The 21745-nt window shown below is 35.9% G+C and carries 17 protein-coding genes, 1 riboswitch and 1 other annotated feature; of the genes, 15 read left to right on the top strand and 2 right to left on the bottom strand.

The features are described from left to right. Positions 1-225 precede the first annotated feature (225 nt). Positions 226-1512 carry a DUF4026 domain-containing protein gene (locus GSA01S_RS03115; RefSeq protein ID WP_066124785.1) on the bottom strand — a complete coding sequence of 429 codons (1287 nt, stop codon included), beginning with the start codon at positions 1510-1512 and terminating at the stop codon, positions 226-228. A gap of 246 nt (positions 1513-1758) precedes the next feature. Here GSA01S_RS03115 and GSA01S_RS03110 point away from each other — a divergent pair, with 246 nt between their 5' ends. Next, a complete protein-coding gene (locus tag GSA01S_RS03110; RefSeq protein WP_066124783.1) occupies positions 1759-2286 on the top strand; it encodes a GNAT family N-acetyltransferase in 528 nt (175 codons plus the stop codon). Positions 2287-2457: 171 nt separating this feature from the next. Here the strand turns inward: GSA01S_RS03110 and GSA01S_RS03105 are convergent, their stop codons facing one another. Next, positions 2458-3309, bottom strand: a complete 852-nt coding sequence (locus GSA01S_RS03105) for a MerR family transcriptional regulator (protein WP_066124781.1) — start codon at positions 3307-3309, stop codon at positions 2458-2460. Between the two features lie 83 nt (positions 3310-3392). Here GSA01S_RS03105 and GSA01S_RS03100 point away from each other — a divergent pair, with 83 nt between their 5' ends. The 14 genes from GSA01S_RS03100 to mgtE all read left to right on the top strand — a co-directional run bounded on the left by GSA01S_RS03100 (position 3393) and on the right by mgtE (position 21588). Beyond that, on the top strand, positions 3393-4421 hold the full coding sequence (locus tag GSA01S_RS03100) for an NAD(P)H-dependent amine dehydrogenase family protein (protein ID WP_066124779.1): 1029 nt from the start codon (positions 3393-3395) through the stop codon (positions 4419-4421). Positions 4422-5180: 759 nt separating this feature from the next. After that, the gene (locus GSA01S_RS03095; protein ID WP_066124777.1) at positions 5181-6464 is read left to right on the top strand and encodes an ABC transporter substrate-binding protein; all 1284 of its coding nucleotides are present in this window, start codon (positions 5181-5183) and stop codon (positions 6462-6464) included. Positions 6465-6686: 222 nt separating this feature from the next. Next, entirely contained in the window at positions 6687-7613 is a 927-nt protein-coding gene (locus GSA01S_RS03090) for a carbohydrate ABC transporter permease (protein WP_066124774.1), read from the top strand. Then, on the top strand, positions 7613-8482 hold the full coding sequence (locus tag GSA01S_RS03085; RefSeq protein ID WP_066124772.1) for a carbohydrate ABC transporter permease: 870 nt from the start codon (positions 7613-7615) through the stop codon (positions 8480-8482). The genes GSA01S_RS03090 and GSA01S_RS03085 overlap by 1 nt, the downstream gene beginning before the upstream one ends. Before the next feature lie 377 nt (positions 8483-8859). Next, the gene (gene mazE, locus GSA01S_RS03080) at positions 8860-9090 is read left to right on the top strand and encodes a type II toxin-antitoxin system PemI/MazE family antitoxin (protein WP_066124770.1); all 231 of its coding nucleotides are present in this window, start codon (positions 8860-8862) and stop codon (positions 9088-9090) included. Further along, complete coding sequence (locus tag GSA01S_RS03075) at positions 9090-9434, top strand: type II toxin-antitoxin system PemK/MazF family toxin (protein ID WP_066124768.1); 345 nt, start codon at positions 9090-9092, stop codon at positions 9432-9434. Before mazE ends, GSA01S_RS03075 begins: the two co-directional genes overlap by 1 nt. A 415-nt stretch (positions 9435-9849) precedes the next feature. After that, complete coding sequence (locus tag GSA01S_RS03070; protein WP_066124766.1) at positions 9850-10701, top strand: SWIM zinc finger family protein; 852 nt, start codon at positions 9850-9852, stop codon at positions 10699-10701. An 85-nt stretch (positions 10702-10786) separates the two neighbouring features. After that, positions 10787-11878 carry an alpha/beta hydrolase gene (locus GSA01S_RS03065; RefSeq protein WP_066124764.1) on the top strand — a complete coding sequence of 364 codons (1092 nt, stop codon included), beginning with the start codon at positions 10787-10789 and terminating at the stop codon, positions 11876-11878. Between the two features lie 155 nt (positions 11879-12033). Further along, on the top strand, positions 12034-13254 hold the full coding sequence (locus GSA01S_RS03060; protein ID WP_066124762.1) for an ATP-binding protein: 1221 nt from the start codon (positions 12034-12036) through the stop codon (positions 13252-13254). A gap of 552 nt (positions 13255-13806) precedes the next feature. Then, positions 13807-14559 (top strand): DeoR/GlpR family DNA-binding transcription regulator, encoded by a 753-nt coding sequence (locus GSA01S_RS03055; RefSeq protein WP_066124760.1) that lies wholly within the window; start codon positions 13807-13809, stop codon positions 14557-14559. Then, the gene (gene pfkB / locus GSA01S_RS03050) at positions 14556-15461 is read left to right on the top strand and encodes a 1-phosphofructokinase (protein ID WP_066124758.1); all 906 of its coding nucleotides are present in this window, start codon (positions 14556-14558) and stop codon (positions 15459-15461) included. The genes GSA01S_RS03055 and pfkB overlap by 4 nt, the downstream gene beginning before the upstream one ends. A gap of 13 nt (positions 15462-15474) precedes the next feature. Then, complete coding sequence (locus GSA01S_RS03045; RefSeq protein ID WP_066124755.1) at positions 15475-17361, top strand: PTS fructose transporter subunit IIABC; 1887 nt, start codon at positions 15475-15477, stop codon at positions 17359-17361. Positions 17362-17868: 507 nt separating this feature from the next. Then, positions 17869-18088, top strand: a binding site (T-box leader). Between the two features lie 56 nt (positions 18089-18144). Then, positions 18145-19491 (top strand): branched-chain amino acid transport system II carrier protein, encoded by a 1347-nt coding sequence (brnQ, locus tag GSA01S_RS03040; RefSeq protein ID WP_066124753.1) that lies wholly within the window; start codon positions 18145-18147, stop codon positions 19489-19491. Positions 19492-19933: 442 nt separating this feature from the next. Further along, positions 19934-20090: riboswitch (M-box (ykoK) riboswitch) on the top strand. A 172-nt stretch (positions 20091-20262) separates the two neighbouring features. Beyond that, complete coding sequence (gene mgtE, locus GSA01S_RS03035) at positions 20263-21588, top strand: magnesium transporter (protein WP_066124751.1); 1326 nt, start codon at positions 20263-20265, stop codon at positions 21586-21588. Positions 21589-21745 lie beyond the last annotated feature (157 nt).

Genomic DNA, 21745 nt, shown 5'->3' with positions numbered 1-21745 from the left:
AATTAATGAACAATAATCTTAACTAAATTTATCAAGTTGATGCCCAACCTCGAGTTTTTTAGGTTAAAATCATAAAATCAAAGCAAAAAACTAAAAAACGGACTATTTTATGCAATAACAACTGCTAAGTTGTAGGAAAAAGAAAAAATTGGCGAGTCCTGAGTCGTCTCTTCCTATTTTTGTGCTAGGAAGAACTTGAGATTCGCCAACGATTGTCGATTCATTTTACAGCAAACGATAAGCCTCATTTGGAGTGATAGTACCTTCGGGTGTATAAATAATCCAATCAATCATTTGGTCTAAGGGAAAGGTTGCGACGGTGTCGGTTTTGATATCCGGTAAATATTCAGCATCCTGCGTTGCTTTACCGATAATCATCTCATTAGTTAATTCATCTAACTGAAACCAAATATTTTCTTGATTATCTTCACCATGGGGAATGCTAATTTTTACTAAAGGCAGCCAAGTAGCTGAATCTTTATGTTTATTGAAGGATTTGAGTAACAGAGGAAATTGTTCATGGGCTACTAATTTTTCGCGTTTAATTTCTAATGGCGGGATAGTATAAAGTGGGTCTTGTTTGAATAAATGACTTGCTTTATCAGCAGGCACCAATTCTTGTTCATCATGTTCATCAATGAGTAAAATAAAAATTAAACTGGATAAAGAATGATGGTCTACTTGTCGGTCATCAGTACCACCGAGTGCATGGCTAGGGTAATGTTTTAAGGCTTGGTTCCAAGGAATCGTATGGGATACAATCGGGTGCTGCTGATTGAATGCCCCTAGGATCTGTGTTTGCTCCACTGTCTCATTGGGCTTTTCTAAGCGTAAGTAAATCAATTGAGTCGCTAAATGCATGATTAAATAATAAAAATCTTGGTAAGTGTCTTTCGTTACATTCAAGATTTCAAGTTCGGTTAACTGACAGCGAATCAGCCCATGTGTATGAAGCCAAATTTTACCTGAGCGTTGAACCGCTTGGATTGAAAACAGCATTGTCGGGTCTGGTAGATAATGCGATTGGGCAATCATTTCGACTTGCCGGCGACATAAGAGTCGTTGGGCATTTTTATCAATAAGCCCCATCATCTTCGGAACTAACAGATTGGCGATACTGAGTTGTAATTGATAACACTGCTGTAACTCGTGGGTGAATGGTAGAATGATGGTTAATGCTTGCTTTGCCGAATGTAATTGTTGGACATATTGAGAGTCGTAATCGTCGAGATGTAAACCTTTCAAAAGATTGCTTGCTTCATGTAATTGAAATAGGAAAAAGCGATAAGCATCACCATATTGATAAGTCACGGTCCCAAACGGAGTCTTCGTTTCTGCTGGCATTTTAACGGAAGCGACCGCAAAATTTTCCAGTTGATTGAGAACGTCAAATGACTCGTGGGAAAGCTGAATTTCCTCATGAGGATTTAAAATGATCGTCAGTGTCGAGTTTTTTTCTCGAAAGAGTGGTTCTTTCATTTCTATCTTCTTTGCTTTATTATGTGCGCTCATCGTATAACCTCCCAGTAGTGATTATCTTCATTATACCGAAATTAAATCATTGTGACAGAAAGAAGTGCTTTTTAGTGACGCTGAGATTGTTAGGACGCCTTAAGATTATAAATTGAGAATCAGATAGGACGGCATAACTGAAAGTAATAGATTTTAAGTGGCAATTTGGCAGTTGAATTCATTATAAATATAAAGCACTGCTATGTTATAATAGAAAAAATTATTACATAATTGAAGGGGATGCGAATGAAAGAACTCGAGACCAAGCGATTACGTTTACGAAAATTAACTGAGGATGATGCACCGAAAATATTTAATGGGTGGGCTAACGATCCAGAAGTGACAAAATATTTAACTTGGGAACCACATGAAACGATTGCGACCACTCAAGCAATCTTAACCAGTTGGTTAGTTGCTTATCAAGATGAACAGACCGTTCGCTATGGTATCGAATCGAAAGCGACCGACGAGCTAATGGGCATGATTGATATTGTGAAGTTTTGGGATGGATCGCCCGTGGTTGGTTATGTGCTAGGCAAACAATATTGGAGTCAAGGTTACATGACAGAAGCTTTTGCTGCAGTCGTCGCTTATTTATTTGAATTAGGATATCCCAAAATATTTATTGAAGCCGAAGATGTTAATATTGGCAGCAACTCGGTGATTAAGAAAAATGGTTTTGAATTCATTAGACAAGAAGAACGACCACGATCTGAAACGGAAGCGAGATTGGTAAAGATTAATATTTATCAGAAGTTGAATTCAACTGACTGATAGCAAGGGGATGCACCTTTTGTCAAAAAAGTACGAGTCATTTTTCATCCCAGAATAAAAGTTCATTTCAAAATTTAGTGTGAGTTTTTTTCATCCAAGACGAAAAGTTCACCACAAAAAAAGCGCGGGTGCAATCAATCCCCACACTTAAATTGATAAAACTTACCTATATTAAAACGATGTCTCTCGTTTTTTCACAGGAACCTGCAATCGGATAAACATATGCCGTTTATTTTCATTTAGAATAGGATGTTCATAGACAACTTCACAAATATAATCTCCGGTTACTTGGTAACCTGCTTTTTTGATGTTTTGGCAAAAACAAGACAATACTTCGAGCTCTTCTTTAAACGAATGACAATAGCTAATTGCATAGAGCGCTTTTGGAAATGTATAAGGAATTAGAGTATCGGTCGCACTTAATTTGGAATTAATAATAAACATTTTGTTTGAGAACCAGTTTTGGGTACAAAAGTTGTGTTTATCCATCACTGTCCCAATGCGCATAAAGGGAGCAGGGATAATTTGTTCATTAACGAGCGTGTTTTTAAATGAACGCAAGCATTTTTCATAACCTTCATCATTCATTTGGTAAATATTATTTTCGAGGGTATAGGTGAGTGCTTCACGTTTAGGTAAATAGTCAAAACTAAGCTCAGGACAATTTTGATGTTCGATGTAGAGTTGAGCCGATTGCCGATAAAGATCGAGTTCTTTTAATTTTTGTGTCAACTGTTGATGCTCCAACAATAACTGTTGTGCTTGATCTTCAATTTCATTTAGTAAGCGTCGCGAATTTTGGTCAGAAAGAATGCTTTTAATTTGTTCAATGGAAAAATCAAGCTGTCTTAAATATTGAATAATATCAATAATAGCCGATTGGTTAATGTGATAATAACGATAATTTGTGAAGTTATCAACTTTATAAGGTGGTACTAATCCAATAGTGTCATAATAGCGCAACGTTTGTATTGGAATATTATTAATACGGGCAAACTCGCCTATTTTCAATAAGTTATCCATTTTAAAAACCCTCCTTGACTCTATAGTTACTATAGACATTATACTTTAATTGTGATAAAAAATACAAATAAGGAGTGTTGAAAATGGCGTTAAATAAAGTGAAGGCAGTTCAGTATGGTTGTGGGAAAATGTCAAAAGTGATTCTTCGTTATTTGGTAGAGCATGATGTCGAGATAGTGGGGGCGATTGATAATAATCCACAAGTTGTAGGACAAGATGTAGGAGATTATGCAGAATTAGGCTATAAAACAGGAGTTAAGATTTCGGATGATGCTCAAGCAGTCTTTGACAGTTGTCAAGCGGATATTGCGATTGTGACTATCTTCTCATATATGCCTGAAATGTATGAGTTTTTTGAGTTGGCGTTGAAAAATAAAGTTAATGTCATTACTACTTGTGAGGAAGCCATTTATCCTTGGAACACCTCACCGGCAGAAACGAATCGTTTAGATCGCATTGCTAAAGAAAATGGCGTGACGATTATGGGTTCTGGTATGCAAGATATTTATTGGATTAATATGCCTTGTTTGATGTTAGCCGGAATGAATCAAGTGAAGAAAATTAAAGGCGTCGTTTCTTATAATGTGGAAGATTATGGATTAGCCTTAGCAGAAGCACATGGGGCTGGTTATGATTTAGATAAGTTTGATAAAGAAATTGCTTCAGCAGAAAGTTTCCCTTCCTATATGTGGAATGCTGCGGAAGCCATTTGTTCAAAAATGAACTGGACTATTATTGAGATATCACAAAAATCGGTTCCTTATACTTTAGATGAAAATATTGAATCTGAAACATTAGGACGCGTGATACCAGCAGGTCAAGCTACCGGTATGTCAGCTGTTACAACTATTAAAACCAATCAGGGAATTGAATTAGAAGTTGAATGTATTGGAAAAGTCTATCGCCCAGAAGATGGTGATATGTGTGATTGGTATATTACAGGGGAACCCGATATGGAATTCACCTTGAAGAAACCTGACACTGTTGCTTTAACATGTGGAACGATTGTTAACCGCATTCCAAGTGTTCTAGCAGCAGCACCTGGCTTTGTCACTTCTGAAAAAGCTCGCCCAACAGAGTTTACAACTTATCCAATGCACCTTTATGTTTAATTAAATAAAACTTATCAAAATCACCTCTCAAATGACCGAGCATTTTAAATGCCAGAGATTCATCCAATTGAGAGGTGTTTTTTTGTAATAGAGAGAGCTATTGTTGTCAATATCATCGGTTTTATTACTTGTTTTCTAATTATCCGTTCGATTATCCTTCATCGTCACCACGATTCTAAATTGACGTTTGGGATGTGAGTGAAGGTGCGTCATTTGAATGCAAACTCGTAAAATATAAATAAATAAGCACTAAAAAGTAGTTATATTTGGCAACAGGAACCTAACCTAACTTTTTACGATTGTATAGTACCCCAATCGCTCTTAGGTCAAGGAGGGACAAAATTTAAAAAATCCGTTTGGTTCCTCATCTTCGTGAAAAATATAAACTGTTATCGGTAACAGAATTTTTTGAACCAGTTCCGTTCTGCCAAAAATATTCAGTGCGATTTTAAGCAAGAGATCATCATCATAACCTTAAAATGAATGGATGAGAACACAATAAACACCTTGGAAAGCTTGATATATCAATGTTTATCGTTGTCTAATTAACGAGTGATAGATCATTCACAGTGAATAAAAGATTAGAAACTATTTGATAGGTAAAAATCCGATGTTTTCAATAAAAAGCGATTGATTGAATGTTTTTTAGAAAACAGAGTGCTAATCTTTCTCATAATTATTTAACTTTGTAAACGGTTGCACGAAAACGTTTATAATGCTATAATGAGGATAAATATTACTTATCTAGGGGGAAAAAATATGGTTAAATTTCCATTTTTCAAACGTGCAGGGTTAGTTTTAGCAGCAGCAACGATGCTTTCGGTCCCATCAGTTTCAGCGGCTTCGTCAAGTGCTGATGCGTTCACTTTATATTCAAATAAAAGTGAAACACAAGAAGCCTTAACGAATTATGCTAAGTTATGGGGAGAAGCTAATGGAGTCGATGTGACGATTAAAGTTTGTTCTGGTTCTTGTACATTAGGTGACCAATTAAAAGCAGACTTCACTGCTGGAGATGGTCCTGACGTGTTTGTTATTGAAGGTCAAGCTGGATATGATATGTGGGCTGATTTCTTAACACCGCTAGAAGGTGATTGGGTAGACCAAACTGAATTTGAGTTTAAACAAGGTGATGACGTTTATGGCTTCCCAGTATCTGTTGAAGGGTATGGTTTAGCTTATAATGCTGATTTATTAGAAAAAGCAGGAATTGATCCAGCGACTTTAGATTCATTTGAAGCATTAAAAGCAGCGATGGAAGACTTAGAAAACCGTAAAGAAGAATTAGGCTTAACAACGGTTGTCGCAAATGCTACTAAAGAAGGCGAAACATGGATTATGGGGAACCACGACTTTAACGCATTCTTAGGCGGAGGTTTAGAAAATGGTGACCGTTCTGTTGTAGAACAAACCTTGAAAGGTGAAGTCGATGAACAACGTATGGCAGACTATGCTGACTGGGTTGAATTATTATTCAATCACACTGAAAAACAAATGTTAACAGTTGGTACTCAAGAAGACATGGATATCGCTTTTGCATCTGGTCAAGCAGCATTCTTACACCAAGGTAACTGGAAAGATCCTAACTTAAAAGAATTAGAAGCTGACTTTGCGATGGGATTCATCCCTTATCAAACTTTAGGTACTGATACCAATGCAGATGGATTATTCATCGGAGCACCTTCATACTATGTTGTAAATAAAGAATCAGCAGCAATGGAATCTATTACGAAGTTCTTCAATGACATGGTTTCAACACCTGAAGGTCAAGATTATATCGTTAACCAAGCCAATATGATTTCAGCATTCTCAACAACAACTGAATCACCAGAAGCACCAATGTCTGCTTTCTTAGCACAATGGGTTGCTGATGAAAAACCTGTTTATTCATTTGACTCAATCTACTTTACACCAGATGGATTTGGTATGAATAACTTAGGACCAATCTATGGACAATTTGCTCAAGGAAATATTGACAAAGCTGAATTCATTAAATTGATGACAGAAGAAATTGCTAAAATTCCAAGCTTATTAGGTGAATAATTGTAATTTAGTTAAACTTGCATCAGGTTAGAAATGATTCAATTTCTGACTCGATCTCTAATCGTGATATAAAAACACAGTGGTTTGGTAGTGTCAAATAAGGTGTCCTAAGGAAAGGACCTACTTTATACTGACTCAACTGTGAAGGAGTGGGCATATGAAGCGAAAATCATGTGATTTTCTACTTCTAGCCCACTCCCATTCTTTAAGGAGGGGAATTTTATGGCAGAAAAAGGATATATCGCAAAGAGAAGTAAACGTCAACGACGGAATTTCTGGTTATTAGTCGCTCCGGCCTTTATCTCATTAATTTTAGTAATTTTCATTCCATTTTTCATGGGGATTTATTATTCATTTACGGATTGGGGCGGTATTATTAAACCGGAAGCTAATTTAAAAGGACTACAAAACTACTTTGATAGTTTTGCGGATTCTCGTTATCGTTATTCCGTGATGGTGACCTTTATTTTCGCATTTTTTAATATTATTACCATTAACATTGTTGGATTCACCTTAGCGATGATTGTATCCAGTAAGGTTAAAGCACGCGATGTTTACCGTGCTGGTTTCTTTATTCCGAACTTAATTGGTGGACTTGTGTTAGGGTATATTTGGCAATTTATTTACAATAATGTCTTTCCGAATATTGGAAAAACGATAGGCTTTGATTGGTTAGCGAACAATCTATTCTTGGGTAATCCTAAATTAGCAGTTATGGCATTGGTAATGACATCGACCTGGCAGTATGCCGGTTATATTATGATGATTTATTATGCTGGTTTACAAAATGTACCGCAATCATTATATGAGTCAGCGTCATTGGACGGGGCTAATTGGTGGGAAAAATTACGTCATATTACATTCCCAATGATTATGCCAGCCTTTACGGTCTCATTATTCTTAACGATTAATAACTCATTCAAAATGTTCGATGTGAACGTGTCCTTAACAGGTGGTGGTCCTTCTATGATGTGGAATGGAGCAGCCATTAAGTCAACTGAATTTATGACGATGAATATTTATAATACGGCATCGGTTGAAAATAAATTAGCTTTAGGACAAGCACGAGCCGTTATTTTATTCGTCATTTTAGTGGTGATTAGTTTAACGCAAACGACTATTACCAAACGTCAGGAGGTTGAAATGTAATGAAAGCAAAATGGCCCAAAATCTTGTTAGAAGTTTTTTCTTTACTCGTGTTCGTATTATTTATTTCACCGATTTTGCTAATTACTATTAACTCAGCTAAGTCCTCCCGTGAAATATTACTCAATCCTTTATCATTACCAGAAAATTGGGGTAAAATATGGGAAAACTTTATTTCAATTTGGAATAATCCTTCAATTGATTACCGCGGATCATTTTTATCCTCAGTTATTATTACGGTATTGTCCTTGACGTTAATTTCATTATTTAGTTCACTAGCTGCATGGGGCTTGGTACGGTATAAATCTAAAACTTCCAATGTTATCTTTTATTTATTTGTAGCTTCGATGGTTATTCCGTTCCAAGTGGTGATGTACCCATTGATTTCTTGGTTTAGAACACTTTCAGTCAATATTACACAACCGTTATTTAGTGTGTCATTGTTACGTTCCTACCCTGGACTAATCTTAGCTTATATCGGCTTTGGTATGGGGTTATCGGTCTTTATGTTCCATGGATTCTTAAAAGGGGTGCCATTGGAAATTGAAGAAGCTGCCGAAATTGACGGTGCTAATAAATTCCAAACCTTCTTCTATGTGGTCATGCCAATTATGAAACCAATCTACATGACGATTATCATTTTAAATGGTATTTGGATTTGGAACGACTACTTACTCCCTATTCAGTTATTAGGAGTGGGAAATGAAATTCAAACATTACCGATTGCTTTATCAAACTTTGCGGGTTCTTATACCAAGCAATGGGATATGATTTTATCTTCTAGTTTAATGATTATGATTCCGATCATCATCGTCTTCTTATTAGCACAAAAACAAATCCTTAAAGGAATGGTTGACGGCGCGATTAAGTAATAGGTGAAATTTTATCAACCTCATAAGCCACATTCATGCGGGGGTTCATTGAGATGGAGAGTGGCTGATGCATAATTACCGGTTGGAACAATTATTATCAGGGGAAGATGCGCCTGGTATTGAAGTGATTTACTCAACCTGTCGTCAGAAAGTAGCAGAGGCAGTACAAGCATTGAAATAGAATGTTGAAACGATTACCTGTGGGTGGTCGTTTTTGTAGACCAAAGAGAGGTTGAACGACTGCTGTTTAGGAGATGAGAGAAAATTGTATGAGAGAAAATCACTTAGTTACTATAATGTTATTTTAAATAACTGGTAACATTATTATTTGTTGATTACACCGAATGTTGCTGATATAATAGATGCGAGGTGATAACATGTTAACAACTAAAACAAGAACACAAGGCAATTCAATCGTAGTAACTTTACCAGTAGCTGAAAATATAGAATTACAAAGTCAAAAGGAGTATTTTGTTACTTATCTAGATGATGGGAGTATTATTTTGACGCCTAAAGTTGAAGATCCATTTTTGGTAGCTGAAGATGGTGCCTATTACGAAGCGGAAGTGTTAGAAGGTATACCAACTTCAGGAAATGAGGTATGGTAATGTTAGAAGTAAATAGCTATGTTCCATCAAAAGGAGATATCGTGTGGTTCGATTTTGATCCTTCAGCAGGAAAAGAAATTCAAAAAAGAAGACCAGCATTAGTCGTATCAAGACATGATTTTAATCGAACGACAGGATTTGCTATTGTGTGTCCAATTACAACAACACAGCTTAATTATCCAACAAGGGTTCAATTGCCCCATATGATAAAAACAAAGGGTCAAATTGTTATTCCACAATTAAAATCGTTGGACTTCAATAGTAGACAAGTAGAATTCATTGAAAAGTTGCCTGAAGGGTATATTCAAAGAGTCGATCAAATTATTCAATATATTTTTAATTAGTTTTTAGTGCTGGAGAGTGAGTGAGAAGTTGGATATTGTATAGTTTTTGCTTCGTTTGTTCGTCCCCGAAAAGTTGTGAGTGCACCAGAAGTAGAAAATCACATAACTTTTTCTTCTTCTGCCTATCCCTACAGGTCGAAGTTGGCAAGAAGTTGGAAAATAAATCGTTTAGCTTCGTCTGTACACTTCTTGTAAAGTTGAGAGGGGCCTCAAACAAGTCCTTAAGGTGACATTTGATGCTGCTCAACGACTGTGCTTATAATTAGCTAGCATTAACTTGACTAAATTTTTTAAGTTGATGTCTTGCCACTAGTTCTTTCATTTGATTCAGTATATTCTAGTGTCTTAAATTGAAAAACCAACTGAAAATTGTCATAATAAATATAGGATAATAATGCGCAAAAGGAGATAGAATATGTGGCGAAAGAAGTTTCAACAAGTTAATCTTGACAGAGGACACCAAGATTTTATCAATCATGCTGTAAAAAGTTTTATAAAAAGAGAAAATAATATTCATGCCAAGGTAGTCGATTTAGCAGAACATGAAATTGAGATTGTCTTGAATAGTCGTTATGATATAGAAAGTGCTCAATGTTCATGTGATTGTAATCCAAGTAATGGGCTCTGTCATCATATTGCAACGGTGATGTTTTGTTATGAAAGTATCATCGAAGGGCAGACACAACAGGATAAGACGTCGCCTAATCGCCCGTTAGAAGAGATGTTAAATGATTTACCAAAAGCAGATTTAGTCCAATATTTACTAGAACTATTCGAGGAAGAAACTCATTTAGAACATTCATTTAGAATGAAATATAATCCAAACCATGTTCTCGAAAATAGGAACGCCTATATATCCGATATTGATTTGATGTTAGAGTTAGGCAACCCAATGAATGATTACTCTAGTTTTTATGATGACGACGATGATGACGGTGAGATATTCAACCCCGATTTCGAGTTAGAAGAATATATTAACTATCATGTACCTCCGATAGTGAAGAAAAAACAATTCGATTTATCTTTTGACATTATCTGTTATATATTAAAGAATCTGAATAATAAAGAGGTCACCGGCGGTATTGACTATAGTTATTCTGTTGAAGCTTCTCTCTCTCAATTAAAGACGATTATCAAGGAAGCGCCTAATTATTTAAATTATGTTGACACATTTAATCAATTAGCGATAGCATCGAATGATGAAAGATACCAAACACAAGTAGAAAAATTAAGAACGATTGTAGCAGAAAGAGCCAACTCCATTTAAAATCAAAATTAAATGATATTTGAGGCTTGATATGTTGTTTGTTTAGCGAAAGATGTTGCTTGTCAAAAGAAAAGAGGTCATGAACATGCATAATAAAACGAAAACACCGAAAAAGGGCTCAATCTGGAAAAAGTTACTTATTGGACTAGCTATAGTGATGATGGTATTAGTGGTGGCATTTGCAGCATTTTCCGTTTTTACTTACCAGGAAAATATTTCAGGACGACAAGAAAGTTTTGCGCCCTTAATGTTAGAAGTAAAAGATTTTGATGGCTTACAACGAACGGAAATGCCATTTTCTTCTGATGATGAACAAAAGCTCATGGGGTATTTATATCAAAAAGGTACGAACCAAAAAGGGGTCATTGTCTTAGCCCATGGCTATGGTGACGGTGGACATAATTCTTACATGGATTTAGCTGATTATTTTGCGACGAATGGTTATTATGTATTTACCTATGATGCGACCGGAACTGATGAGAGTGAAGGGGAAGGTGTAGGTGGTTTCCCACAAGGAGCTATTGACTTGGATTATGCGATTCGTTTTGTTAAAACTCAAGACCAGTTGAAGGACTTGCCACTCATGCTATTTGGCCACAGTTGGGGCGGTTATAGTGCGGGCAATGTATTAAATTTTCAACCTGATGTTCAAGCAGTCATTACGGTAGCGGCCTTTAATCAATCTTCGGATATTTTTGAAGTAGTTGGCCGTCAAGAAGCTGGCGACGGTATTGAAGTGATGATGCCATTTGTTAATTTGTATGAACGCATTAAATTTGGAGATTATGCCACTAAGACGGCTTTAGAAGGTTTTGGCAATACGAATGCCAAGATTATGATTGTGCAAAGTCAAGATGATGAAGTGGTACCGATGGCTTATGGGTATGATTCGTTTTACGAACAATATAGTGAGGATAATCGTTTTGAATTTGTGCTTTATGAAGACCGAGGTCATAATCACTTATTCAGAGATGACACTTATATCAATGAGTTTGTAGACGGCATGAACACCTACGTCCACTCATTCTCGTTTAATTATGATGAAGTAGGCGAAGCCTTACGAGATGAAGCGAAAACAAGCTATGTTCTAACACACCTTGACCGCGAAAAGTGGAGTCATTCACTGGATGAGTCTGTCGTAAGTAAGTTTGTAGAGTTTTATGATTCGGCTTTGTAGTGTGAAAGTATAAAATGCTCAAAAAAGATGAAAAACCCGACCAAAATGGAATTGGATTCCAGATTGGTCGGGTTTTTGGTGGAAAATAACTGTTTTTTCTACTAAAATGGAATTGAATTCCATTTTGGTCGTATTTTATAATATGAGGTGAGCGCATGGCATACATTAAGCGAACAGCTGAAAAAGCAATAGAAAAAATCGTTTCAACGTTTAAAATCGCATTAGTTACGGGTCCGAGACAAGTAGGAAAGTCAACATTATTAAAAGAATTGTACGGGGCAGAATATGAGTATATAACATTTGATGATATCAATGAGTTACAATTAGCCACAAATGATCCAAAATTATTTTTTATCAATCATCCAGGTAAATTGATTATTGACGAAGTACAGTTGTGTCCTGAAATTTTTTCAGAATTAAAGCGAATTGTTGATTCAAGCGATGAGGTCGGACAATTTATCTTAACAGGGTCACAGACATTTTCATTAATGCAAAATGTAAGTGAAAGTCTAGCTGGGAGAGTTGGAATCATGGAGTTAAAGCCACTATCAACTCAGGAAATTATAGGACATAGTCAAACCAACCCATTCGTTCCCTCTACGTCGTCAATACACGAGTCCCATTCTGAGTTAAATTACTCACAACTATGGGAAATTATTCATCGTGGTTCTTTACCAGAACTTTATCGCAGACCAGAGATGGATTGGGAAATGTATTATTCGAGTTACTTGACTACTTTCATTCAAAGAGATGTTAGACAGTTGATAGCCATTCAAGATTTAAATCTTTTTAATCGATTTATTTCAATTTTATCTGCAAGAACTAGTCAAGAAGTGAATTATGCAAATATCGCACAAGAAGTAGGAGTGGATCAAAAAACAGTAAAAGCTTGGATTGGTATCTTGGAAGCAAGTGGATTGATTTATATTATTCCAACTTTCTCCAACAATCAATTAAAGCGCGTTACAAAAGCACCTGTTTTGTATTTCTTTGATACTGGTTTAGTCGCATATTTGGGACGATGGACTACGGCCAAGACTCTTCAGAATGGAGCTTTTGCTGGAGCAATATTAGAAAACTATTGTGTATCCGAAATTATTAAATCTTATAGTAATCAAGGAATCAGTCATTATCCTATTTATTTTTATCGTGACAAAGATAAAAAGGAAATTGATTTAATTATTGAAGATTCCGGAGTACTATATCCCATTGAAATCAAACATACAGCAAGTCCAAATATAAAAATGACCAAGCATATGTCGATTCTAGACAAAGCAGAAGGTTACGAAGTAGGACTAAAAACAATTTTGGCACAAGTGGAGCGAAATTATTTGTTAGCAGAAGATACACTCGTGTATTCTATAAAAGAATTGTAATGATGATACATCTTAAAACGTCTTTAATCATAACGTTTTGAGATTTTTTTCTATGCTTTGACTATATCATAGCACTTGACGGAATCGACGAATTAGGTGCAGGTGAATCCTCGATTTTATTGCAGTGTGCTTAATTTTCGGTCGTTTGATTTGGCTCACCTGATTTTCGCATTAAGTAAAGTATCTAAACCATAAAATTGTTCTCTCACCCAATCGTAACTAGCAACTACATTTTCAATCATTATAAGCTGGGGATTCAAAATATAAGTGGACAAATTAATTTTAGAACTTACGTTTTCCCGTTCAAAGTATGTCATATCATCTATTTTATTTCATCATAACTAGCAAACAAACCACCTTCGGGTGGTTTTTTTCCCCAAAAACGATATTTTGCACATACTTAACGATCATAATCCACCCATAAGTGATTGTTTTTGATTGTTTAAACGGATACATCGCAACAAACATGAGTTAAATTGATTTATTTTGATTGAAAACGATTGACTTATTGATTTTTTCGTGATAATATGAGCACAAGAATGAGGTGACAATATGTTAAAAGATGATCGTTTAGCGAAGATAGTAGAACTAATCAATCGACATAAAACACTTAAAACGGATCAAATTGCCGAATCTTTAGATATTTCATTGGCGACTGTTCGTCGAGACTTAAATGAATTAGATGAAGCCAAAAAGATAAAAAAAATCTTTGGTGGTGCAAAATCGATTGTGATTGCGGATTACGTTACAACTGAAGATGCAATGGATACTAAGATGACCGTTAAAATTCAAGAAAAGATTTTAATTGGTCAATTAGCCGCACAACAAATTAAGGAAAATGATTTTGTATATATGGATGCGGGTTCGAGTGTGGAAGCAATGGTTTCTTTTATCAATACTACCAATGTTACTTTCGTTACCAATTCAATCGGAATTGCACGTGATTTGTCAGCTCGAAATTATAAAGTTTTTATTTTACCAGGAGAAATTAAGTTAAGCACCGATTCGATTATCGGGATTGCAGCTAGTGAATATTTACGGCGCTTTAATTTTACAGTTGGTTTTTTTGGAACAAATGGTTTGCATAAAGAGTTTGGTTTTACAACGCCTGATATCAATGAAGCGATGGTTAAAACAGCAGCGATTGAACGGTGCAAGGAAGTGATGATTTTAGCCGATGATAGTAAAGTCGGTAAAGTGTCGCAAGTGACGTTTTGCCATGATACTGAAGCGAAAATTATTACTAACCAATTAATTGACGGGACAGAACAAGCCATCATGACGACTTTGGAGGAGGAACTATGATTTACACTTTAACTTTAAATCCAGCTTTAGACCACATCGTAAGATTGGAAAAAGTAGAAGCAGGTGAAACAAACCGGATGGATGCTGAAAGCGTTAGCGCCGGTGGTAAAGGCATCAATGTCAGTAAAATTTTGAAAAATTTAGGCGAAAGAAGTATTGCCTTAGGTTATATTGCTGGTTTTACCGGAAAAGAAATCGAACGTGTGTTACGTGATGAGGATAAAATATTAAGTGATTTTATTTTGGTCAAAGAAGGATTTACTCGCATTAATACGAAAATCAAAGCGGATGTCGAAACAGAGATTAATGGTCCTGGTTTAACAATCAATGAAGCAGATCGTCAAGAATTAATTAATAAATTAGAAGACGTAAAAAATGGCGATTATTTATTTTTATCAGGAAGTATTCCAGCTTCATTAGGCAATGGATTCTATGCAGAAATTATGGAATTATTGAAGGATAAAGAGGTGGCCATTGCGGTTGATACGACTGGAGAAGCTTTAAAATTATCACTACCGTATGGGCCAACCTTGGTAAAACCCAATTTACGAGAACTAGAAGATTTCTTTGGTGTAACGATTGAAGATCCGCAACAAATTGAGCACTATTCAAAGGAATTACAAAAAATGGGTGCCAAAAATATAATCGTTTCGATGGGTGGCGATGGTGCTTATTTCTTATCAAGTCAAGGTGACAGTTTATTTTTAGCTGCACCAAAAGGAGAAGTAATTGATACAGTAGGGTCAGGGGACTCGATGGTAGCTGGTTTTATGTATGGATTAAAGAATCAATATTCACCGATTGAAGCGTTCAAATTAGGTGTAAGCTGTGGTAGTGCAACAGCATTTTCAGAAAATTTAGGCACTAAAGATGAAATTATGGCGATATATAATAAATTATAAGAAGGGGTTTAGTATGAAAATTACAGAATTATTGCAACCAGTCGGCATTAGCTTAGGACAAGCAGCTGGCACCAAAGATGAAATCATTCATCGTTTAGCAGATTTGATGGAAAAGACCGGTGCTTTAACGGATAAAGCCCAATATATTGAAGACTTAAAAATTCGTGAAGCTTCAGGTACGACAGGCATCGGTGAAGGGATTGCGATTCCTCATGCGAAGTCGAAAGGCGTTTCAAAACCACAATTAGTATCAATGACGGTACCAAATGGCACGAACTATGAATCATTAGATGGCACACCAACTAATTTATTCTTTATGATAGCGGTACCTGAGAATTCAAACGATGAGCACTTAAAAGTATTATCACGTTTATCAACGATGTTAATGGATGAAAGCTTCCGTAACGCATTATTAAAAGCAACAGACAAGACCACATTTTTAAATACTATTAATCAAAAAGAAGCAGAAAAATTCCCTGAAGATTTCCAAGGCGTATTAGGCAAAGACACGAATACTGGCTATGATATTGTAGCAGTTACAGGTTGTCCAACAGGAATTGCCCATACTTACATGGCAGCTGAAGGGATTATCAATAAAGCCAAAGAAATGGGTTACAATGTTAAAGTTGAAACACATGGTTCAACCGGAATTGAGAATGCTTTAACGACAGCTGAAATTGCTAATGCTAAAGGGGTTATCATTGCAGCGGATGTGGCAGTGGATAAATCACGTTTCAATGGGAAACGTTTAGTTGATACCAAAGTGTCAGATGGTATTAACAAACCAGCAGAATTAATTAACCGTGTCTTAGATGAATCACGTCCTGTTTATCAAGCGACGGGTCAAGCAACAGCAGCTACTGAAGAGGATAGTAATCTAACTGTTGGTCAAAAATTCTATAAACACTTAATGAATGGTGTTTCGCATATGTTACCATTCGTTGTTGGTGGAGGGATTTTAATCGCGGTAGCTTTCTTACTAGATGATTATACAATCGATCCTTCAAGTTTTGGTTCTAATACACCATTAGCAGCTTTCTTTAATCAAATTGGGGGAGCAGCCTTCAGCTTTATGTTACCTGTTTTAGCGGGTTATATTGGAATGTCAATCGCCGACCGTCCAGGTTTAATGGTTGGGATGGTAGGGGGTTACCTAGCTAATACTGGTGGTGCTGGTTTCTTAGGAGCCTTAGCAGCCGGATTTATTGCGGGTTACTTAATCTTATTATTACGTAAAGTGACAGAACCACTTCCACGTTCAATGGATGGGGTTAAACCGATGTTAATTTTCCCAGTATTTGGAATCTTAGGTATTGGTGCGATTATGCTATTATTATTAAATCCACCATTAGCTCAATTAAATACCATGATTACAGATGGGTTAAATAACATGGGTAATTCATCTAAGTTATTATTAGGTGCTTTATTAGGTGCCATGATGGCAGTGGATATGGGCGGACCGGTTAACAAAGCGGCGTATGTCTTTGGTACAGCTTCTTTAGCGTCAGGTTCATCAGCAGTAATGGCAGCAGTAATGGCTGGTGGTATGGTACCGCCGTTAGCTATTTCATTATCCATGTTATTATTCAAAAATAAATATACTGAAAAAGATCGTCAAGCTATCCCAACAAATATTATTATGGGGATGTCATTCATTACTGAAGGGGCGATTCCTTTTGCAGCAGCTGATCCATTACGCGTAATTCCTGCAATGGTTGTCGGTTCAGGTTTAGCTGGATTATTATCAATGTTATTTGGATGTTCTTTACGTGCGCCTCATGGTGGTATCTGGGTCATTGGGGTTGTTGAAAATCCAGTGATGTACTTAGTAGCAGTCATTGCAGGTGCGATAGTAGGTGCCTTTATCTTAGGAACCTTAAAGAAAAATATTAACGAGTAATTCGTTATCATAACTTAGCGTTTCAATCAATACCAACTCCTAAATGACAACAGAGGCAATGATTTTGCTTCTGTTTTTTTTGACTAAGAGGAGAGTTGATACCATATATGAGCTAAACTATTGCAATTACAGTTGCCAAAAGCTAACGAGCGTTTATTTGGTTAATAGCGATTGTAAATGTTAGAGGGGGTTTCTGGTGCGAAAGTTCTATTGAAAGATTCTATGGAGTGGATACTCGCAGAAGAAGTAGGTGGATCTATCTCAAATATTCTATTGAAAAAATCAGTGGTGTCTTGACCTTTGTTTAATAATTTATGTCGATAGATCAAACAAGAAGTCTTTGAAAGTAGAGGAGATTGACAGTCTCCATCACCATCAATCATTTCAAACAAACGTCTACTAAAATTTAAAGAAATGTTAAAGTTTTTGCCTGAAAATAAAAAAAGATGGTTGACACTGTCTAAAATGAGTGTTATTATAACTGTATTAAAATAATTTTAATCTTAAAAACATGAAAAAACGAGTAAACTTGTGGAGTATTTCAGAGAGTAAGCGGTGGGTGTGAGCTTATATCGAAGTAAGTTGAAAATCCTTTTTCTTATGCAACTCCGAAACTTAGTAAGAGTTGACGCAGTGGTAGGCGTTATCATTACCCAACATTGATTGATGTTCGAGCGCTTATTTAGTTAAGAAAAAAAGGTGGTACCGCGATAATTTCGTCCTTTGTCATTCGTGACAAAGGATTTTTTTATTTTTTAAGAAGAAAAATTAGGAGGAAATAGAATGAAAAAATTAACCCGTAGTCAGTTTTTACAAGTTAGCATTATGCTATTTGGATTGTTTTTTGGTGCAGGCAATTTAATTTTCCCGCCCCTATTGGGAAATCAAGCTGGATCGACGACACTAGTCGCATTATTAAGTTTTGCTATTACAGCTGTGGTTTTTCCGGTAGTAGGAGCTATTGTTGTCGGTAAGACCGACGGGTTATCGAATTTAGCCAATCGCGTAGGTCCTTTGTTTTCATTAGTTTTTACCACCGCTATTTACGTATCGATTGGACCAGGACTTGGAATTCCTAGAGCGGGGAGTGTACCATTTGAAATGGCAATTGCTCCTTATTTACCTAGTGATTTTAATCCGCTAGTCGCCCGTTTATTGTATACGGCAGTCTTCTTTGGTGTCGCGATGTGGATCTGTTTAAAACCAACGAAATTAGTTGAAAGAGTAGGAAAGTATTTAACACCTACTTTACTAAGTTTAATCTTACTAATGTTTTTACGAGTAATTTTCTTACCTAAGGAAGTGGCTGCTCCTGTTAGTAATTATCAACAAGCAGCGGTCGTTCAAGGATTTTTAGAAGGCTATAACACCATGGATGCTGTTGCGGCCTTAAACTTTGGTTTCGTGGTGAGTTTAGCTATTAAAAACTTTGGTATTACAGATAGAAGCGAAGTCACACGATATACTTTAAAAGCCGGAATTTTAGCTGGGTGTGTATTATTTTTAGTTTATGCGATGTTAAGTACAATTGGAATGGTAACTTCTACACAATTTGCCGGTGCTGAAAATGGTGCCTTTATCTTATCTGAATCGACAAGATTAGTATTTGGTGAGTTTGGAGCGGTGTTATTAGCCTTTATCTTTACTTTAGCTTGCTTAACAACCTGCGTTGGTTTAATTACCAGTGGTAGTGAATATTTCCATACTCTGTTCGGTAAAAAATTATCTTATCATGCTTGGGTCGTGGTTTGGACAGTTTTCTCGTTTGTCATGGCGAACTTTGGATTAAATAATTTATTAGCCTACTCAGTGCCAGTATTAACAGTCATTTATCCAGTTGCTCTTGTATTGATTGTATTAGGGGCTACCCATGATTGGGTGCATTACTCACGTTTAACCTATGTTGTAGCAGCATTTTTATCTGTTGGTTTACCACTAGTTGATTTATTATTTGTTTCATTTGGCTTGAAGTTGCCTTACTTGGCCGATTTATCAGCGTCTTTCCCAGTGGCAAAATACGGACTTTCTTGGTTAGTGCCAACAGCTGTAGCGGTTGTTGTGTTAACGCTTCTTGAAAAATTATTCGCAGCTGCTAGTGCGCGTGTAAGCTTAGGATTAACAGAAAAATAAATATAACTTTTATCATCTAGTCACATCTATTTGGGGCTAGATTTTTTTATAAAATTTTACTTGAATGTGAAAAAAATAATTGCTTCGAAGATGTCTTTTGAATGCGGACAATAGTTGCTTTGAAAATTGTACTTGAAATCAAAATAATTGCTTCGGAAATTATATTTGAATACGAAAAAATAGTTTGTGCGTAAATTGTTCTTAATCTCGCAAAAAGGAAATGTTACAGGTTTACTGTTATTTGACGCGATAAGATTGGTAGAGAGTTTTTGTCAAATAACAATGACAGGTTCTTTTATATTTGTATAAGTGATGCATTTTATAAAAGTTTTTATGATAGTGAAAATATGTTATCATTTTCAGAAAAGCCTTTAAATTATAAGCTTTAATGATGGTGTTTATGTGAAAGATATAGTTGAAAACAATATCCAGCTATGTTATACTTTGTACGAGGTAGGTGAGGCTACTGATAGGATATGGGTTACCGCCGCAAAAAAATGGAGACATTATTCGCTGGTTAGCAGTTGTAATCGCTAAGGTTACGACTAGTGTAATTTCACCGCCTATCAGAGCTAAAGCTTGAACTAGGTTTTTTAATTGTTTAAGTATTTTTTTGGTCTGCCTTTATAGAGGGAGACTATTTTTTCGCCAAAATTTATAATAAAGGAGTGGTTTATTTGAAGAGTGATGAATATCCCCAGGGACAAAGGTACAGTATCATATCAATAGCTTCACCTAAACCTCGAATTTATGATGAATTGAGGTATTGGTATGAAAGGAATTTTAGAACTTAACAAAAAAGAATTATTTGATTTAACAAAAAAATTAAATAGAATGCATGAAGTAGATTTGGCTCATTATATGGAAGAGCTTGACACAGAAGAAATCTTATTTATCAGTCGTCTTATTAAAAAAGAACAATTGTCAGAAGCTTTCGCTGAGTTGGGAACAGATTATAAACAAGCAATGATCGAGCATTTAAGTGATTCTGAGCTTGAGACCGTCATTCAACATCTGGATTCGTTTGAATTAGCTGAAACTATGCGTGAAGTGCCTGCTAATATCGTGAAACGATTAATTCGTCATATAGATGCGAACAGACGCCCGTTAATTAATCAGGTGTTAGGTTATCCAGAAGAAAGTGTCGGCTCTATTATGGGGGTAGAGTTAGTTAAATGTTATGAAAATGATACGCTCGAGACGATTATTGAAAAAGTAAAGACCGCTCAATTTGATGCAGAATATTTACAAGTCATTTGGGTGGTTAATCATAGCCAACAATTACAGGGCTTCATTAATGTGGCGGATCTCTTAAGATATCAAGATCAACCATTATCAGAGTTAATCAAACACGATGTTATTTCCATTAATACATTAGCTGACCAAGAAGAAGCGGCTAAATTAATGAACAAATATCACTTAGCTGTTTTACCCGTTATTGATGAAGAAGGTTGCTTAGTAGGGGTTATTTCAACTGAGACCGTTTTAGATGTCATTGAAGAAGAGTTTTCTGAAGATATCGCCCAAATGCAAGGGGTGGCTAATATCGATGAAGGCTATTTAGAAGAGTCTGCCTATTCACATTTTTTAAAACGGATTAAATGGCTCTTGATATTAATGATTACCGCGACGATGACTGGTTATATTATTCAAAGATATGATGATATTATTTCAACCAGTGTCGTGTTGGCAGCCTATATTCCAATGTTAATGGATAGTGGTGGAAATGCTGGTGGCCAAGCCACAACAGTTATTATCCGTTCGCTTACTTTAGGTGAATTGGATAGTAGCGATATTTTAAAAATTGTTTGGAAAGAATTAAGAATTGCCTTAATGGTCGGGCTAACCTTAGCTGTCATTAACGTTATTCGAATTGGGATGATGGATCATGTTAGTCTAATGGTTAATTTAACTGTATCACTTAGCTTAATGTGTACTATCGTAATGGCTAAACTGGTTGGGGCTGTATTGCCATTTATTGGATTATTCTTTAAACAAGATCCAGTGGTCATGGCTGGTCCATTGATTACAACGGTTGTTGATACTTTCGCTTTAATTATCTATTTTGAAATTGCTAGCCTTTTATTAGGTATTTAAGACTTTATGTCAAGTAGAATTAGTCATAGTAACAGTTGCAGGTGAATAATCATCTAAGTGTTTGTTTACTAAAATGAGTCTATCATTATTAGTGTAGGGAAATTTTCTACCGAAGCGAATGGGAGTGGGCAAGAAGTAGAAAATCAATTGATTTTCG

The organism is Globicatella sanguinis NBRC 15551, from assembly GCF_001552295.1.
Taxonomy (GTDB): Bacteria; Bacillota; Bacilli; order Lactobacillales; family Aerococcaceae; genus Globicatella; species Globicatella sanguinis.
The sequence above is the reverse complement of the archived record's forward strand: the minus strand, read 5'-3'. Positions and strand labels throughout refer to the sequence as shown.

What these genes read in the sequence shown, in the direction of transcription:
- GSA01S_RS03115 (WP_066124785.1), bottom strand. Translation starts at nt 1,512, where the DNA reads ATGAGCGCACATAATAAAGCAAAGAAGATAGAAATGAAAGAACCACTC.
- GSA01S_RS03110 (WP_066124783.1), top strand. Translation starts at nt 1,759, where the DNA reads ATGAAAGAACTCGAGACCAAGCGATTACGTTTACGAAAATTAACTGAG.
- GSA01S_RS03105 (WP_066124781.1), bottom strand. Translation starts at nt 3,309, where the DNA reads ATGGATAACTTATTGAAAATAGGCGAGTTTGCCCGTATTAATAATATT.
- GSA01S_RS03100 (WP_066124779.1), top strand. Translation starts at nt 3,393, where the DNA reads ATGGCGTTAAATAAAGTGAAGGCAGTTCAGTATGGTTGTGGGAAAATG.
- GSA01S_RS03095 (WP_066124777.1), top strand. Translation starts at nt 5,181, where the DNA reads ATGGTTAAATTTCCATTTTTCAAACGTGCAGGGTTAGTTTTAGCAGCA.
- GSA01S_RS03090 (WP_066124774.1), top strand. Translation starts at nt 6,687, where the DNA reads ATGGCAGAAAAAGGATATATCGCAAAGAGAAGTAAACGTCAACGACGG.
- GSA01S_RS03085 (WP_066124772.1), top strand. Translation starts at nt 7,613, where the DNA reads ATGAAAGCAAAATGGCCCAAAATCTTGTTAGAAGTTTTTTCTTTACTC.
- mazE (WP_066124770.1), top strand. Translation starts at nt 8,860, where the DNA reads ATGTTAACAACTAAAACAAGAACACAAGGCAATTCAATCGTAGTAACT.
- GSA01S_RS03075 (WP_066124768.1), top strand. Translation starts at nt 9,090, where the DNA reads ATGTTAGAAGTAAATAGCTATGTTCCATCAAAAGGAGATATCGTGTGG.
- GSA01S_RS03070 (WP_066124766.1), top strand. Translation starts at nt 9,850, where the DNA reads ATGTGGCGAAAGAAGTTTCAACAAGTTAATCTTGACAGAGGACACCAA.
- GSA01S_RS03065 (WP_066124764.1), top strand. Translation starts at nt 10,787, where the DNA reads ATGCATAATAAAACGAAAACACCGAAAAAGGGCTCAATCTGGAAAAAG.
- GSA01S_RS03060 (WP_066124762.1), top strand. Translation starts at nt 12,034, where the DNA reads ATGGCATACATTAAGCGAACAGCTGAAAAAGCAATAGAAAAAATCGTT.
- GSA01S_RS03055 (WP_066124760.1), top strand. Translation starts at nt 13,807, where the DNA reads ATGTTAAAAGATGATCGTTTAGCGAAGATAGTAGAACTAATCAATCGA.
- pfkB (WP_066124758.1), top strand. Translation starts at nt 14,556, where the DNA reads ATGATTTACACTTTAACTTTAAATCCAGCTTTAGACCACATCGTAAGA.
- GSA01S_RS03045 (WP_066124755.1), top strand. Translation starts at nt 15,475, where the DNA reads ATGAAAATTACAGAATTATTGCAACCAGTCGGCATTAGCTTAGGACAA.
- brnQ (WP_066124753.1), top strand. Translation starts at nt 18,145, where the DNA reads ATGAAAAAATTAACCCGTAGTCAGTTTTTACAAGTTAGCATTATGCTA.
- mgtE (WP_066124751.1), top strand. Translation starts at nt 20,263, where the DNA reads ATGAAAGGAATTTTAGAACTTAACAAAAAAGAATTATTTGATTTAACA.